The sequence below is a fragment of the Flavobacterium sp. S87F.05.LMB.W.Kidney.N genome, from assembly GCF_004366435.1.
In the GTDB taxonomy this organism is placed as follows: Bacteria; Bacteroidota; Bacteroidia; order Flavobacteriales; family Flavobacteriaceae; genus Flavobacterium.
Map to the genome: position 1 here is coordinate 527395 of NZ_SODX01000004.1, position 16533 is coordinate 543927.

Sequence of the window (16533 nt, forward strand, 5' to 3'; positions counted from 1 at the left end):
AATCTCAGCATTAAAAAAACTTAGCATCTCAGAATCTTAAAACAATCAATGTTCATGCTCTCCACCGCCCTTCATGGCAGAAAGCAGATAAAAAGCCCCTTTAGTAACTATTTTTGCTTCTGAATCAATTTTATCTACAAATTTTACTTCTGTGAAACCTAAATCTGTTGTTCCTGGCATTACTTCAACTGCTTTAAAATGAATTTCTTTTTCATGAGATTCTTCTTTTTCGCCTTCGGTATGCTTGTGTTTTTCTTTAGTATGCGATTCTTCTTGTACAAAAACAAAATACTTATCTGCATTTCGAACTACAGCATCTTTTGGTAATGCAGGAACGGTTGCATTTGTAATATTGATATTAGCAGAAACATACATTCCAGGAATCAAACCTTTGGCATCGGCTGGATCGATTTTGGCGTGAACGGCAACGGTTTTACTTTCGTTAGAAAAAGATTTATTGATTCCGAATATCTTTCCTTTAATGGATTTATTCGACTGATTCGTTAATACAAAATCAATTATCTGACCAATCGAAATAGAACCCAAATCTTTCTCGTAAACATTCAAATCTAAATGCATCTGGCTGTTGTCAACCACTTCAAAAAGCGAAACTCCAGTATTGGCAAAAGCGCCTTTCGCAATATTGATTTTTCCAACGTAACCATTTATCGGAGCCACAATTGGAACTAAAGACGAACTTCCTTTTGTGGAAACATGCAAAGCTTCTAATTTGTTTTTGGCTGCCTGCGCACGCGCTCTTTCGGCCGCTAATTTTGCTTTTACTTCCTGAAATACCTTTCTCGGATTTACATTTTCATCGCTCAAGGTTTTCTGGCGGTTGTATTCTAACTGCAAATATTCGACATTGGCAGAAGCCGAATGATAATCTTCCTGCATTTCAATCACTTCGAGATTTTGAATGGTTGCCAAAACTTTTCCTTTGTTCACGAATGTTCCTTCCAAAACATAAATATCTTTTACCGTTCCGCCAATTAAAGTCGAAACTTCAGCGGAATTTTGCGGTGGAACTGTCGTGAAGCCATTGGCTTTGATGATTTTATTCAGGTTTCTGTTTTCTACAAATCCTGTTTCAATACCCACAGTTTTATATTGAGATTCGGTTAAAGCAACTTCCGTTTGTGATTTTTCTTCTTCGTGTATTTCCTCTGTCTTTTTTTCATTGCAAGAATTTAAAATGCCGCAGTAAGCTATAAGCAGTAAGCTGTAGGCTAACTTTCTTTGCGGACTCTGCGATAAAATCTCTGCGATCTTTGCGGTTAAATTTATTTTCATTTTAATTGTTTTTGATGGTTGGAAATTGGAGTTCGATGGCGCTTTGATTGTAGCTGTGTGTCGCTTCTGCAAATTGTTTTTTAATATCAATCGCCTGATTTAAAAAACTGATATACGACCAGTAACTCATATCGCCATTGGCATAACTTTTTTGTGCTGTATCAATAATCTGATTGGCATACTGCAAACCCTCATTTTGATAATAAGCTAAGCTTTTCTGGTGCTTTTTAAAATTATTCTGTAATTCTTCTTTTTGCAGATTTAAAATCATTTTATTTTTATCCAAAGCCATTTGGGACTGCGAAATACTGATTTCAGCCGCTTTCGCTTTGGTTGTGTTAACACCTCCAAACAACGGAATCTGTAATCCTGCTGTAAAACCTTGAAACAACGATTCTGTATTAATGGTTTGCGCAAAATATCCTAAACCTACTTTCGGAGTTCGCAAAGCTTTAAAAGTCCCAGCTTCTTTTTGATAAACCGAAATTTGCTGTTGATAGAAATCGGTCATCAGAAGTTCTGCTTTCGAGGTTTCTTGATTTTCTACGAAAGTATATTGTAAAGCTGTATTTTCATCTGGAATAATGTTTTCATTGGTCTGAACAAAAAACTGAAGCTGTTTCTGGTAAATCGCCAAATCGTATTCTAGCTGTGCTTTTTGGGTTTCGATTTCTTTTACTTTGGCTTTGGCGCTAATCACTTCGATATTACCGCTTTCTCCCGTTTTAAAACGGAGTTCGGCGTTTTTTAAAAATTTGGTGTAAATTTCATTTAATTCTGAGTTTAATTTCTGAATTGAAACTCCATACAAATATTGATAATACGCCAGAGTTACTGCTTTTTCGACTTCATAAGAAGATAAAGCTTTTCGTTTTTCAGCCAATTTTGCGAGTTCTTCCTGTAATTGCCTATTGGCTTTGGTAATGTTTCCCAACGGAAAAAACTGCTGTACAGAAACATTATGATCAAAATCAACGCTATTGAATTGCCCGCCCTGATACTGCACTTGTAACGGATCTGGTTGAAAAGCAGTTTTCTTTAAAACGGTTTGTTTTTCAATTTCTTTATCAGCAATTTTTAAGTCGATGTTGTTTGATTTGGCAAGTTCTATTGCTTTTTCTAAAGATATTTTGGTTTGCGCTGATATTAGCGTGCTTGCTAAAAGGAATGCAATTAACCGCAAAGATCGCAAGGGATGCGCGAAGTTCGCAAAGGTTATTTTTCTTAGATTGTATGGTAATTTTTTCATTTCTTTAAAATTTTTCTTTTGTGCTTTGCGTAAACCTTAGCGTTCTTTGCGTTTAAAACCACTTTCCAGCATTAAATACAAAATCGGTAAAACGATTAATGTCAATATTGTTGCTGAGAATAAGCCGCCGATTACTACTGTTGCTAAAGGTTTCTGCACTTCTGCCCCGCCGCTTGTCGATAATGCCATTGGCAGAAATCCTAAAGAAGCCACGGCAGCCGTCATCAAAACGGGACGTAATCTTGTTTTGGTTCCGATAAAAACTCTTTGAAACGGATCTAAAATTCCCTCTGATTTCAATTGATTGAAATACGAAATCAATACGATTCCGTTCAGCACTGCGATTCCGAACAAGGCAATAAAACCAATTCCGGCAGAAATACTAAAAGGCATTCCTCTCAGCGAAAGCGCAAAAACTCCTCCGATCGCAGATAACGGAATTGCGGTAAAAATTAAAAGGGCTTGTTTGATACTTTTGAATGTAAAATAAAGCAATACCAAAATCAGCCCTAACGCAATTGGCAAAGCAACAGAAAGTCTTTGTGTGGCTTCGATTAAATTCTCAAACTGTCCGCCATACGTTACGTAATATCCTACTGGAAGCTTGAAGTTTTTATCGAGTTTTGCTTGAATTTCTTCAACTACACTTTTAATATCTCTTCCGCGAACATTCAATCCAACTGTAATTCTTCTTTTTCCGTCTTCGCGGATGACCTGCACTGGTCCTTGTTCGTATTCAACTGAAGCGACTTGAGAAAGCGGTACCTGCTGGCCGTTTGGAAGCGGAATAAACAAATTGCTGACATCTGTAATATCGGCTCGGTTGTTTTCATCCATTCTCACCACGACATCAAATCTTTTGCTTTCGTCGTAGATTTTTCCAGCACTTTCTCCCGCAAAAGAAGAACGAATGATTTGATTGATATCTGAAATATTGAGTCCGTAGAGTGCAATTTTGTCATAATCGTATTTAACGGTAATCTGAGGCAGTCCTGTAACTTTATCGGCCTTTAAATCTCCTATTCCCTCAATACTTTTTATTTTCGAAATTAATTCTGCCGCTTTCGCGTCTAGAATCTCTAAATCGTCGCCAAAAATCTTGATGGCGATATCAGATCGGCTTCCGGTCATTAATTCGTTAAAACGCATTTGAATGGGCTGAGAAATTTCAATATTCGCTCCGGGAATCACTTCCATTTCTTCTTTCATCGCATTTGCCAATTCTTCCCAATTACGATATTTGCTCCTCCATTCTTTTTTGTCTTTCAAAACAATAATCAAATCACCGCTTTCAATCGGCATAGGGTCGGTTGGGATTTCACCGCTTCCAATTTTGGTTACGATAGTTTTTATTTCAGGAAATCTTGCTTTTAGTAGCTGTTCATATTTGGTTGCAGTTTCTACCATCTGCGTCAGCGAACTTCCTGTCATAATCGTAGCATTTATTGCTAGATCACCTTCTTCAATTGTCGGGATAAATTCGCCTCCCATATTTTGGAAAATAATAAATGCTAAAGCAAATAATGCCAGTGCAGTTGTAAGAACAACTCTTTTAAATTTTAAAGCCTTATTAAGTAAAGGCGTATAACGATTTTCGAGCCACGCAATCATTCTATCACTAAAATTGGATTTGTGCTCTGTTTTTTTAGACAGAAATAAAGCACTCATCATCGGGATGTAAGTCAATGAAAGTATAAAAGCTCCAATAATGGCAAAACTAACCGTCATTGCCATTGGTTTAAACATTTTTCCTTCAGTTCCAATCAAGGCTAAAATGGGCAGATAAACGATCAAAATAATGATTTCTCCAAAAGCAGCGCTATTCCTGATTTTTGAAGCCGAATTATACACTTCATCATCCATTTCTTCCTGCGTCAATTCCTTTTTATTTTTGATTTTCTGAAGATGATGCATGGTTGCTTCTACAATAATAACGGCACCATCGACAATGATTCCGAAATCTATTGCCCCCAAACTCATTAAATTTCCGCTTACACCAAAGGCATTCATTAAAATCACCGCAAATAACATTGCCAGCGGAATTACAGATGCTACAATAAGTCCTGCGCGAAGATTTCCTAAAAATAAAATCAGTACAAAAATTACGATTAAAGCACCTTCTAGCAAATTCTTTGCAACTGTTTTAATAGAATTATCAACGAGTTTTCCTCGGTCGATAAAGGCTTCTGCAACAACTCCTTCGGGAAGACTTTCATTAATTTGAGCCATTTTGTCGTGAATCCTGTTGACAACAGCGCTTGAGTTTTCTCCTTTTAGCATTAATACCAAACCCGAAACGATTTCGCCTTTTCCGTCTTTTGTAGAAGCGCCGTAGCGCAATGCAACACCTTCGCGAACCTGCGCCACATTACGCACCAAAACTGGTGAACCGTTTCGGTTTTTCACTACTACATTTTCAAGGTCTTTAACCCCTTTTGCCATTCCGACGCCACGGATGAAATAAGTATATTGATCTTTCTCAATATAAGCCCCGCCGGTATTTTGATTGTTCTTTTCTAATGCCTCAAAAATTTCAGTAATCGTAACTCCTAAACTATTCAGCATGTTAGGGTTAACGGCAATTTCGTATTGTTTTAGTTTTCCGCCCCAGGCACTTACTTCAGCAACACCACGGACTCCCTGCAATTGCGGAATAATAATCCAATCCTGAATGGTTCTTAATTCGACGGCGCTGTATTTGTTTTCATACCCTTTTTTAGCGTAAACATCATATTGGTAAATTTCTCCCAAACCAGTTGAAATTGGTGCTAATTCTGGAGAATCTACATAATCTGGAATATTTTCTTCGGCTTGTTTTAAACGCTGGAAAATTTGTTCGCGTGCCCAGTAAATATCAACGTCGTCTTCAAAAACAACGGTTACAACAGATAGTCCAAAACGGGAAATACTGCGGAGTTCGATAATATCTGGAACGGTTTTGACCGCTCGTTCTAACGGATACGTAATTAACTGCTCCACTTCCTGACTTGCCAAAGTTGGGGCTGTTGTAATAATCTGCACTTGATTATTGGTTACATCGGGCAAAGCATCTAGCCGTAAATTTTTAAGTGAATAGCTTCCCCAAGCTATTAAAACAAGGGTAAATAATAGTATAACGAATTTGTTTCGTATACTAAATTGAATGATTTTATCTAGCATTTGAATAATAAAATAATGACATGAGAAATGAGACAAGAATATGTCTTATAAACCTGTGGTAAGTCCACAACTCTCTAACCCGAATTCCGAATTTTCGGAAACAGGCATCATTATGCTATTTGAGGGGGCTGCCATATGCTTCCGTAGAAATTAGAAGCAAAAACAGAACGATAATTGGGTAAAGGAATAGAAATAAGATTGTATGCGGCAGGAAATTCAAGACTTAAAACTGATTGATAGCTTAAAACTTGTGCACTGCAGCAATTGCAGGTGCAAAATGGAGAGCACAAATCATTGTGTTTGTCATGAGAATGATTATCCTCAGATGAAAACTGAGCTGTTTTATGCATAGCGCTATTTACTTCCATATCTGCGCAGGGCATATTTGAAAGTGCCATCAAATAAATTGACATTACAATTGCTATCCATCTCATGAGTGTAAAAATAATACTTTATTTAATTCCGTTTTGAAAAAAAACATAATCAATTGACTTTTAATCATATTTCTTTAAAATTTATTTTCGGCAAAAGAAAATTTAGTTAACTTTAACATGAAATAACATATTTTTTATTCAAAAATCTACGCCGAAAACAAATAAAAGTAAAATTACAGCCCAAATTATATTTTAAGAATACACAAGTCATATTTTATTTTACGCAGTTTTATTAATTATCTAATACCCCTAATAAATGAAATGTAAAAGATTAATATCAGCCTTTTTCTTATTATCAAGTATTCAATTTTTTGGTCAGGTTTATACCGACAAAATCGTAGGAGAGAAAAACCAACAGCTTAAAGACAGTCTTAAAGTAGTGGAATATCCTTATTCTTTACCAATTTGGGGTCAGAAGGTGGCCCAAAAAGGTTATAATTTACCTTACTCTGCCGGATTATCTGTAAATTACTTTTGGCAGGATTCTGAAATCGTCATAAAAAATCTGGAGGTTGGGTTCAATAACGGTCCACTTTACAACTTAGACGAAATTGTTCGCTTTGATAAATCTTCTGTAGAAGCAGGTGCTATAACTATTAGACCAGATATTTGGCTGCTTCCTTTCTTAAATATTTACGGAATTTTTGGTAAAGCAAAACCAACAACTAAAATCAATGCTGGAATTTGGATTCCTGACGCTGATAATAATTGGTCTCAGATTGCAAGTTTTAATACAAAAGCAAATTTTGACGCTACCACATTCGGAATTGGTATGACTCCAACCATTGGTATTGGCGGAGGCTGGCTGGCACTGGATATGAATATGTCCTGGAGCGATGTGGATGCGCTGGACAAACCGGCTTTCTCTTACATATTTGGTCCAAGATTAGGTAAAACTTTTAAACTTCGTAAACCCGAAAGAAATATCGCTGTATGGGTTGGCGGTTTTAGAGTTCATATTGAAGGAGGAACAAAAGGAAATATAGCTTTATCGGATATTTTTGATCTTAGCAATGCTCAGACCAAAGTTGATGACGGTTTGACAAAAGTATCTGAAAACCAAACAAAAGTGGATAATTGGTGGAATGGATTAACTCCGGCCCAACAGGCAAATCCAGTAAATGTTGCTAAACATAATACAGCAAACCGTGCATTAGAAAGAGCAGGTACTTTTTTAACTACTCTAGACGGAGCTTTAAGTACTGCAGATTCTTCGACAATTCAATATTCACTCCAAAAGTCACCAAAAGATATGTGGAATTTTATTGTTGGAACGCAGTTTCAGTATAACAAACATATAATGCTTAGACTTGAAACAGGATTTTTAGGAAGTCGTACACAGGTTTTAGGAGGTCTTCAATACCGTTTTGGACTTTAATCTTAGAATATGAAAAAAGGTTTATTATTGCTTTTTATGCTTTTCTCCATTGCTCAAGCGCGGTCTCAAGTTTTAATTTCCTTAATTTTTGGAGATAAACTAAATTCGCCTTTTTTAGAATTTGGTCTAGAAGGCGGACTCAACCTTTCTGATATTTCTGGGCTCGAAAGTTCTGGAACTAATCCTGGTTTTAATCTGGGTTTTTATTTTGATTTTAGATCGAAAAAAAATCCCGCATGGATGATTAATACAGGTGTTATTGTTAAATCGCCAATGGGTGCGCACCACCTTCCTGTTTACTCTTTAGATGATGTTAACTTGGATAATACTTTTGAAGGTGGAAGTGTCAATCGTGAAATACGCTATTTTAATGTGCCGATTTTAATTAAATACCAATTCAAAAATAGAATTTATCTTAAAACCGGACCTCAATTTGGACTTCTGGCTTCGGCTTTTGATGAGTTTACCAACGAGATTAATAAAAACGATGTTACTTATAAGAAAAAAATCAGAGACGAGATTCGTGTTATAGATGCTGGAATTGCTTTGGGAACCGGCTATCATATGAATATTGGCAACGGATTAAATATAACAATTCAATATTACTACGGATTGGTTCCTGTTATGAAAGGTGACGGACCAAATGTCTACAACAGATCTTTGTACCTGACAGCTGGAATCCCTATTGGAAAAGGAAAAGCAGCACAAAGAAGAGCAGAAAAAAATGCCGAAATGAATAAGGTTATACTGCCGGAAGACAAAAACTAAAGTTTATTTATTTGTTTTATGAATTCTAAGATTTCTTCGGTACTTAAAACAAAATCTGGCGTTGTGTGTAAAATGGCGTTGTTAGGCATAAAAGGCATATCTGCAGACAACGGGTTTTGAATCACAATTTTACCGCCCGCCGCCTGAATGGCTTTTAATCCAACAGTTCCATCAGAATTTGAACCAGAAAGCAGTATTCCGATTAAATCTGGGCCATATATTTCGGCTGCAGATTCAAAAGAAACATCAATACTTGGTCTGCTGTAATTTATTTTTTCTGAAGTATCTAACGAAAGAGTTTCGTCTTTTTCAAACAACAAATGATAATTTGAAGGTGCAATGTAAATGAATCCAGTTCTTAATTTTACCTTGTCCTCTACTTCTTTTACTTTTATTTTGGATCTCAAAGCAATTAAATCTTCCAAGGTTTGCTCGTCTGTACTTTTTCTATGTACAACGATTACCAAGGCAAAAGAAATAGAATCTTCGATAAATGGCAAAATCTGTAATAGTGCTTGTAAACTTCCTGCAGAGCCTCCAATTATAACTACTTTATAATGATTTATTATTTTATTTTCCTCCATATTTTCTCTTTATCAAATTGTTTGTATTTGGTTTGAGAGATAGAATATTTGATTGTTTCTTTTGTCCCGAGTGCCAGAAAACCTAGTGGAGCCAGACTATCATCAAAAAGGCTTATAACTCTTTTCTGTAGATTATTATCAAAATAAATTAAAACATTTCTGCATAAAATAAGGTCAAATTCATTAAAAGAAGTGTCTGACACTAAATTATGCTGAGAGAAAACCATTTTTTCAGAAAGGTTTTCATTAAACTTCGCAAAACCATAATTTGCAATATAATAATCCGAAAAATCTTCCTGCCCTCCAGAATCTCGATAATTATCGGCGTAGTCTTTTATCATTCTCAACGGAAAAATACCGCTTTTTGCTGTTTCTAAAACGGTTGCATTGATATCTGTTGCATACAATATTGATTTATGCAGTAAACCTGCTTCTTTCAACATAATAGCCATAGAATACACTTCTTCGCCTGTAGAACATCCTGCATGCCATATTCTTATAAACGGCTTAGTTCCTAAGAGCGGGAGAACTTCTTTTCGAAGTGCCATATAGAAAGACGGATCACGAAACATTTCTGTAACATTAACCGTTATTTCATCAATCATTCTTTTACAATACTCCGGATCTCTTCGAACTTTTGACAAAAATTCATGAAAATGTTTAAAGCCATCCAAATAAAAAACCCTGTTTACGCGTCTTTTAAGTGAGGCTCTGGAATAACTTCCAAAATCAAAACCATAATATTCGTAAATTTCATTTATAAGAGTTTCTAATTCAATATCTTCAATCATAATTTCATTTAAATTTCACCCAAGATTTGAAGTAATTTATCAACATCTACGGGTTTTGAGATGTAGGCATCAGCTCCAGCCTCTAAACATTTTTCTCTATCTCCATTCATTGCCTGGGCAGTTACTGCCACGACAAAAGTAGATTCTTGTGACGGAATTGCTTTTATCAGCGGAATTGCTTCATAACCATCCATTTCTGGCATCATCATATCCATCAAAACGGCATCTATAGAATTGTCATTTGATAATATTTTCAAAGCTTCTTCTGCGCTTAAACAAGACAAACAGTCAAAAGATTTTGCTTTTAAAGTATTCACTAAAGCAAAAATATTTCTAGAATCGTCATCTACAATTAATACTTTTTTCTTCTCCATTTACAGTATTTTTAAAGATTAGATTTTATCATATAACCAAACTCGAAGCAGTGATAACAGCTGATCTACATCGACAGGTTTTGTAATGTAATCTGAAGCTCCCGCTTTGATACATTTTTCTCTATCGCCGGTCATTGCTTTGGCTGTTACAGCTATTACTGCTAAGTTAAGAAATTTAGGGTTACTTCTTATCTTTTCTGCTGTTTCATAACCATCCATATTTGGCATCATCATATCTAATAATACAACATCTGTATCTGGATTCTCATCTAAAATTTTAATAGCCTCTTTTCCATCAAAAGCTGTAATAACATTCATTCTAAAAGCTTCTAAAGCCTTAGAAAGTGAATAGATATTACGAACATCATCATCAACAATTAATACTTTCTTTTCATATAAAATATTATTTAATGAATTCAGTTTTTTAGCACTTTCTTTTTTATCACTTCCTTCTTTTTTCTTGCTTTCTACTAGATGAAGGAAAAGCGAAACCTCATCAAGCATTCTTTGATATGAATGTGCGGTTTTTACAATAATTGAATCGGCATATTTTCTAATTTTCAATTCTTCTTTGATCGACAAACTTTTCCCTGTAAAAACAATTACCGGAAGATTTTCTAAACCTGGGTTTTTCTTCACTCCGTCTAGAATTTCGTAAGCTTGTTTATCTGGAATTCCCATATCTAGAATTACACAGTCAACATCTTCTTTGTTTAAAATAGTTAATCCTTCAGAAACATCACTTTTAATTTCAGAATTGATATTGTATGTCTCTAAGAAATAAGCTAGTGCTTTGGCATGCTGTGGGTTATCTTCAATAATTAAAACTTTCTGCGATTCGTTATTGATGATATGCTCAATGCGCATAAAAACTTCTGGAATTCTGTCAAAAGCAACTGGTTTGTCTAAGAAGTCCACAGCTCCTTTTAACAAACTTTCTTGTTTTAGTTTGTGAGAAGACATGATGTGTACCGAAATGTGTTTGGTATGAGAATGATTTTTCAATTCTTCTAAAACTTCCCAGCCGCTCTTAATTGGAAGTTCAATATCCAATAAAATTCCGATTGGTCGGTAAATTAAAGCAAAATTCAAGGCATAATCTCCTCTTACGGCAACAACTCCTTTATATCCTTTTTTCTGTGTGAAAGCCAATAATGATTTTGCAAAATTGATATCGTCTTCTACAATTAGAATTACTTTATCACCTTCAACAATAGAATCACGGTCGTCTTCAATTTCTGCAGGAACAACTTCACTAATATATCTTGGTTTTGGCTCTTGATCTTCTGTTTCTTCTTCTATTAATTCAGCCTCTGGAATTTTGTTGACAGAAACTTTATTAATTGCAAAACCTAATACCGGAAGGCATAGTGTAAATGTACTTCCTTCATTTACTTTACTATGCAGAATAATTTCTCCTCTTAATAATTTGGCTAATTCTCGGCTGATTGATAATCCTAGACCAGTTCCGCCATATTTACGTTTCGTTGAACCATCGGCTTGCTGGAAAGCTTCAAAAATTAATGGTTGTTTTTCTAGCGGAATTCCGATTCCGGTATCTTTTACAATAAAGCAAATAATTTTATCATCATCGCTGTCTACTTTAATTTCAAGAGAAACTATTCCTTTTTCGGTAAACTTAATAGCGTTAGAGATAAGGTTTTTCAGGATTTGTTCTAAACGCATTTTGTCAGTTTTAATAACAATTGGTGCGTCTTTGTCTATAATCTCAAAATTAATTCCTTTTTCTTTGGCAACCAGATAGAATAAATTATGCAGGTTATCTGTAATTTCTTTTGTTGAAACCTCTAAAAATTCTAAATCCATTTTTCCTGCCTCAATCTTAGATAAATCAAGGATTTCGTCAATTAATCCCAATAAGCTGTTTCCAGAACTCTGAATTACCTGTGCAAATTCGATTTCTTCTTTGTTCATTGTTTTGTTGTTATTTTCAGACAACAAGCGGCTCAACAATAAAATAGAATTTAGAGGAGTTCTTAATTCGTGCGACATATTCGCCAAAAACTCCGATTTGTAACGTGTCGTTAATTCTAAAGCTTCTGATTTTTTCTGAATTTCAGTATTTTTTTCTTCCAATAAAACGCTTCTTTCAGATAATTCTTCATTGGTTTGTTCCAATTCTTCCTGCTGCACGCGAAGCTCTTCTTCAGAAGCTTGTAATTTTTCAGTCTGTGCTTCCAATTCTGCATTAATAGCTTCTAATTCGCTATGCTGAATTTGAAGTTCTTCAGACTGCGATTTGGTTTCTTCCAAGAGTTCCATAACTCTTTTGCGATTCTGAGTTGCTTTTAAAGCGATTCCAATATTATTAGAAACCAAATTTAAGAATTCCAATTGCAGTAAAGAAAAACCATAAATACTGGCTAATTCTACTGCTCCTTCTACTTTAAAATCCATTAATGGAACAGCAACAACATGCGTTGGCTTAATTTCACCTAAAGCATAATTGATCTGAATATCTTCTGGAGATAAAGATTTTAATTCCAGCATTTTGCCTGAAACGATGGCCTGGCCAATTAAACCTTCTCCTTTTTTAATTCTTTCGCGATTTTTACTCGGAATATAACTGTAACCACCAGTTACTGTTAATTCTTCACCATCAATAACATACAAAACCCCAGCACTGCTGTTGGTATATTGGCATAAAAATTCGATGACATCTTTTGATAGTTTCTGAATCGTTTTTTCGCCCAGCATTTTATCATTTAATGATGCAATACCAGACTGCAGCCACTCTTTCTGAGATAATAATTCGAAAGAACCTTTTAACGAGTCTTTCATTTCGTGAAGTGATGAACCTAATGCTCCTAAAGTATCCGATTTTCTATCATCAATCTGCACATCATAATTTCCATTAGAAATTTGTGTTGCAATACTGCTTATAACTTCAAGTCTTTCAGCCGTTTCAATATCTTTACGCTCTAATTCTTTCTGCAGTAAGGCTCTTTCATTATGGTCTCTTAAAATTCTTGCAAAGAATACAACAGTAATAATCATTGCAATTATAAATGCTGTAATAATTAAAATAAAACTATAGTTTCCGTATCGTTCAGAATTTCCGATTCGTTCTCTTAGAAGGGCCTGCTCCGTATTTTCTACGCTTTTAAATTTACTGCGAAGTTCATCCATCATCTTTTTACCTTCTTCAAGATCAAAAGTGGCATTTTTACCTCCAAGCTGTTTTTTTACAACTTGGTTGTGGAGATATTTAAAAAAGTTAGAACGAAGCGGTTTTAATTCGTTCAATCTTTTTTGCTGTGTGGGATTGTCGACGGTTAATTCATCCAGCTTTTCAAAATAAACAGCAGATTCTTTTTCTGCGTCATAATGTTCCTGCAGGAAATCTTTGTTTCCGGTTATTAAATAGCCGCGCATACTGGTTTGGGCATCTGTAATAACAGATGAAGCGGTATTTAGGTTATAAATAACATCCTGTGTATGATTAACCCAGGCATTACTGTCGAGAAGACTTTTAATACTTAAAAAAGATGCAGTCGAACTAATCATTAAAATCAGCAGGGAAATTGACGAACTGATTAGTAAATTTCTTTTAAAATTACTGTCCATAGAGATTCTGTACTATTTTGTTTATTTGGTTATTTACTAGTTAAAGGAAGTATAATTATAAAACTTGCCCCCTCGCCTTGTTTACTTTTAGCGGTAATTAATCCGTTATGCTTTTCAATAATTTTCTTGGCAATTGCCAGTCCAATTCCAGTTCCTTCGTAGGTTTGGCGGTCATTTAAACTTTGAAAGATAATAAAAATTCTATCTAAATAAATTTCATCAAACCCAATTCCGTTGTCTTTTACCGTGATTCTGCAAAAATTTCCATCTGGCGAGGTTACACTGTCAAATGATTTTTCGAGTATTATTTCTGAGGTAATTTCGATTACTGGTTTTTGCTCACTTCCAGAAAATTTCAAAGCGTTTCCTATCAAATTTTGAAAAACCTGTCGCATCTGGCTCGGAATACTATCTACAGTAGGAAGTTCGTTTGTTTTTATTTCAGCATTTTTGTTTTCTATCAGATAATCGAAATCTGAAAGTACTTCTTGTAAAACCTCATTAAGATCTGTTTTTTCTGGTTTTACCTGAGCTGAAAGTCTGGAGTATGCCAAAAGATCTGTAATCAAAGTCTGCATCCTTTCGGCCGATTTTATTGTTCGATTTACATAATCGATTGCTTTATCGTCGGTTTTTAGATAAAGGTCTTTTATAATTTTAATAAAAATCTGGATCTTGCGGATAGGTTCGTTTAAATCGTGTGAAACAACCCATGAAAACTGTTGTAATTCGTGATTACGAAGTTCTAATTCTTCATTTTTTTGAACCAATTCTTTTGTTCTTTCTGCAATTTTAATTTCAAGATTGTCCTGCGCTTCTTTTCTAATTTTAATTTCTTTAGAGAGAAGGTCTTTTATGGCTTTAAGTTCATTTTGCTGCTCATAGATTTTAATAAAAGTTTTTACTTTTAAAATCAATAAATCAGAATCAACTGGCTTTGTAATATATTCTACAGCTCCCGTTTCATATCCTTTGAAAATATATTTTTTCTCGGTATTAAGTGCCGAAAGAAATATAACAGGAATATCTTTTGTGCGTTTATTTCCAGAGAGAATTTTAACCACTTCAAAGCCGTCGAGTCCCGGCATTTGAACGTCCATAATAATCAGACAATAATCTGTTTTTAATATTTTCTTTAAAGCTTCTTCTCCAGATTCGGCACTATCGACATCGATATTATGCAGCTCTAATGTTTTCTTTAAGGCAATGATATTGGCCCTTATATCGTCTACAATTAATACCATTCCGTTTTGAAGCTAAATTTATTGTGAATCACAATTGTTGAATTTAAAATGAAATTTAAAAATTTTCTTATTTTTTTATTGAATTGCACAACTAACTATTAAAATTTATGTGTAAAATCTCAAATGTATAAAAAAAAATATCAGATGGTTTTTTATCTAAATCGAAATTCGTTACAAAATTCCCACCTTTGATGCTGTTGTTTCCGTTTCACTATGATCTTTAAGCCCTTATAAATGCTATATTTTTCAAATATTGAAAATGAATGAACGTATTTTCATACAAGATCACGTTATTTTATCTTTTGGGGCAAACAAAATTTCTTTTAAGACAAAGGAAATTCTAACACTGCACTACTTTTAATAAGCAAAAAATAGCCTAAAAAAAAAAGAAGAATCATGAAAAAGACAAAAACATTCCCTGAACAAAAACAAAATCTTCCTGGTAATGAACACATGATGAAACCTGAACCAGAAATAATTAGAGAAAATTATGTTGGAAGCGGTAAATTGCTAGGTAAAACTGCTTTTATCACTGGAGGCGACAGCGGTATCGGCCGAAGTGTTGCTGTACATTTTGCCAGAGAAGGTGCTAATATTGCCATAGTTTATTTAAAGGAAGATAAAGATGCACGTGAAACTAAAGAAATGGTTGAAAAGGAAGGACAACAATGCCTTTTGATAAGCGGTGATTTGAAAGATGAAAAATTTTGCAAAGCAGCCATTAAAAAATGCCAGACTACTTTTAAGGATATTAATATTATAGTAAATAATGCTGCGGTACAATTTCCTCAAAATGAATTGGAAAAGATAACTGCATCTCAGCTGCATAAAACTTTTGAAACCAATATTTACCCTTATTTTTATATTACAAAAGCAGCTCTTCCGTTCTTAAAAGAAGGAGATACCATAATTAATACCACATCTGTAACGGCTTTCCGCGGCAGCGAACATCTGGCAGATTACGCGAGTACAAAAGGTGCAATTGTAAGTTTTACTAGATCACTTTCGAGCATGCTGGCCAAAAAGAAAATACGTGTCAACGGCGTTGCGCCCGGTCCTATTTGGACGCCTTTAATCGTCGCCAGTTTTGATAAATTATCCGATTTTGGAAAAGACAATCCGATGGAAAGAGCCGGACAACCTTCTGAAGTTGCGCCTGCTTATGTATTCTTAGCCTGCGAAGACAGCAGTTATATTACAGGCCAGTTTATCCATATCAATGGAGGTGAATTGGTTGGAGGATAAATCTGTCTTTAGAAGATCATTAATCATACAAAGTTTTTACGTGGGATTTGTTTTAATCTCGGAAAAACAAGAAGTCACCAAGTTCTAATTGTTTTTCAATTAAAAAAAACTTAGAACCTCAGCAACTTAGAACCTCAGAATCTTAAAAAAAAAATGAACTACGTAGACATCATCGGTCTTTTTGCTGGAACTTGCGTAACTATAGCAACCATTCCGCAGATTTTAAAAGTTTGGAAAACTAAAAAAGTAAAAGAAATTTCGCTTAAAATGTTTGGTACACTTACTTTTGGAATCGCGGTATGGGTCGTTTATGGTATTTTGAAAAACGATTTAGCAATTATTATTACCAATAGCGTTTCGCTGATCTTGAATCTAATTATGGTTTATTTTATTATTTATTATGAAAAAGAATAAGATTTTATAAAA

General features: G+C 34.7%; 11 protein-coding genes and 1 pseudogene. 4 read left to right on the top strand and 8 right to left on the bottom strand.

From position 1 onward, the window contains the following. Nucleotides 1-45: 45 nt before the first annotated feature. The 3 genes and pseudogenes from EDB96_RS14850 to EDB96_RS14860 all read right to left on the bottom strand — a co-directional run bounded on the left by EDB96_RS14850 (nucleotide 46) and on the right by EDB96_RS14860 (nucleotide 6135). Nucleotides 46-1293, bottom strand: coding sequence for an efflux RND transporter periplasmic adaptor subunit (locus tag EDB96_RS14850; protein WP_134141681.1), 1248 nt, complete (start codon nucleotides 1291-1293; stop codon nucleotides 46-48). 1 nt (nucleotide 1294) lies between these two features. Further along, nucleotides 1295-5701 (bottom strand): annotated as a pseudogene (locus EDB96_RS14855) (CusA/CzcA family heavy metal efflux RND transporter). Nucleotides 5702-5811: 110 nt separating this feature from the next. Next, nucleotides 5812-6135, bottom strand: coding sequence for a DUF6660 family protein (locus EDB96_RS14860; protein ID WP_241774389.1), 324 nt, complete (start codon nucleotides 6133-6135; stop codon nucleotides 5812-5814). Nucleotides 6136-6391: 256 nt separating this feature from the next. Here EDB96_RS14860 and EDB96_RS14865 point away from each other — a divergent pair, with 256 nt between their 5' ends. Both EDB96_RS14865 and EDB96_RS14870 read left to right on the top strand, forming a co-directional pair. Beyond that, nucleotides 6392-7513, top strand: a complete 1122-nt coding sequence (locus tag EDB96_RS14865; RefSeq protein WP_057118349.1) for a hypothetical protein — start codon at nucleotides 6392-6394, stop codon at nucleotides 7511-7513. A 9-nt stretch (nucleotides 7514-7522) separates the two neighbouring features. Further along, on the top strand, nucleotides 7523-8281 hold the full coding sequence (locus tag EDB96_RS14870; RefSeq protein WP_134141682.1) for a porin family protein: 759 nt from the start codon (nucleotides 7523-7525) through the stop codon (nucleotides 8279-8281). Here the strand turns inward: EDB96_RS14870 and EDB96_RS14875 are convergent. From EDB96_RS14875 to EDB96_RS14895, 5 genes are read right to left on the bottom strand one after another with little or no spacing between them, the layout of a single operon-like run. Further along, the gene (locus tag EDB96_RS14875; protein ID WP_057118351.1) at nucleotides 8278-8865 is read right to left on the bottom strand and encodes a chemotaxis protein CheB; all 588 of its coding nucleotides are present in this window, start codon (nucleotides 8863-8865) and stop codon (nucleotides 8278-8280) included. The two genes, EDB96_RS14870 and EDB96_RS14875, sit on opposite strands and share 4 nt — an antisense overlap. Next, a complete protein-coding gene (locus EDB96_RS14880; protein WP_057118352.1) occupies nucleotides 8847-9656 on the bottom strand; it encodes a CheR family methyltransferase in 810 nt (269 codons plus the stop codon). Before EDB96_RS14880 ends, EDB96_RS14875 begins: the two co-directional genes overlap by 19 nt. Before the next feature lie 8 nt (nucleotides 9657-9664). Then, complete coding sequence (locus EDB96_RS14885) at nucleotides 9665-10030, bottom strand: response regulator (RefSeq protein WP_057118353.1); 366 nt, start codon at nucleotides 10028-10030, stop codon at nucleotides 9665-9667. A gap of 18 nt (nucleotides 10031-10048) precedes the next feature. Next, nucleotides 10049-13618: a response regulator gene (locus EDB96_RS14890; RefSeq protein WP_134141684.1), complete on the bottom strand. Its 3570-nt coding sequence runs from the start codon at nucleotides 13616-13618 to the stop codon at nucleotides 10049-10051. 29 nt (nucleotides 13619-13647) lie between these two features. Continuing rightward, entirely contained in the window at nucleotides 13648-14862 is a 1215-nt protein-coding gene (locus tag EDB96_RS14895) for a response regulator (protein WP_057118355.1), read from the bottom strand. A gap of 396 nt (nucleotides 14863-15258) precedes the next feature. On the opposite strand from EDB96_RS14895, the gene EDB96_RS14900 reads away from it, so the two are divergent. Continuing rightward, complete coding sequence (locus EDB96_RS14900) at nucleotides 15259-16107, top strand: SDR family oxidoreductase (RefSeq protein WP_134141685.1); 849 nt, start codon at nucleotides 15259-15261, stop codon at nucleotides 16105-16107. Nucleotides 16108-16260: 153 nt separating this feature from the next. Beyond that, nucleotides 16261-16521: a SemiSWEET family sugar transporter gene (locus EDB96_RS14905; RefSeq protein ID WP_057118357.1), complete on the top strand. Its 261-nt coding sequence runs from the start codon at nucleotides 16261-16263 to the stop codon at nucleotides 16519-16521. The last annotated feature ends 12 nt before the right edge of the window (nucleotides 16522-16533 follow it).

Coding starts and splice junctions, on each gene's coding strand:
- EDB96_RS14865 (WP_057118349.1), top strand. CDS start 6,392: ATGAAATGTAAAAGATTAATATCAGCCTTTTTCTTATTATCAAGTATT.
- EDB96_RS14895 (WP_057118355.1), bottom strand. CDS start 14,862: ATGGTATTAATTGTAGACGATATAAGGGCCAATATCATTGCCTTAAAG.
- EDB96_RS14885 (WP_057118353.1), bottom strand. CDS start 10,030: ATGGAGAAGAAAAAAGTATTAATTGTAGATGACGATTCTAGAAATATT.
- EDB96_RS14900 (WP_134141685.1), top strand. CDS start 15,259: ATGAAAAAGACAAAAACATTCCCTGAACAAAAACAAAATCTTCCTGGT.
- EDB96_RS14880 (WP_057118352.1), bottom strand. CDS start 9,656: ATGATTGAAGATATTGAATTAGAAACTCTTATAAATGAAATTTACGAA.
- EDB96_RS14890 (WP_134141684.1), bottom strand. CDS start 13,618: ATGGACAGTAATTTTAAAAGAAATTTACTAATCAGTTCGTCAATTTCC.
- EDB96_RS14905 (WP_057118357.1), top strand. CDS start 16,261: ATGAACTACGTAGACATCATCGGTCTTTTTGCTGGAACTTGCGTAACT.
- EDB96_RS14860 (WP_241774389.1), bottom strand. CDS start 6,135: ATGAGATGGATAGCAATTGTAATGTCAATTTATTTGATGGCACTTTCA.
- EDB96_RS14850 (WP_134141681.1), bottom strand. CDS start 1,293: ATGAAAATAAATTTAACCGCAAAGATCGCAGAGATTTTATCGCAGAGT.
- EDB96_RS14875 (WP_057118351.1), bottom strand. CDS start 8,865: ATGGAGGAAAATAAAATAATAAATCATTATAAAGTAGTTATAATTGGA.
- EDB96_RS14870 (WP_134141682.1), top strand. CDS start 7,523: ATGAAAAAAGGTTTATTATTGCTTTTTATGCTTTTCTCCATTGCTCAA.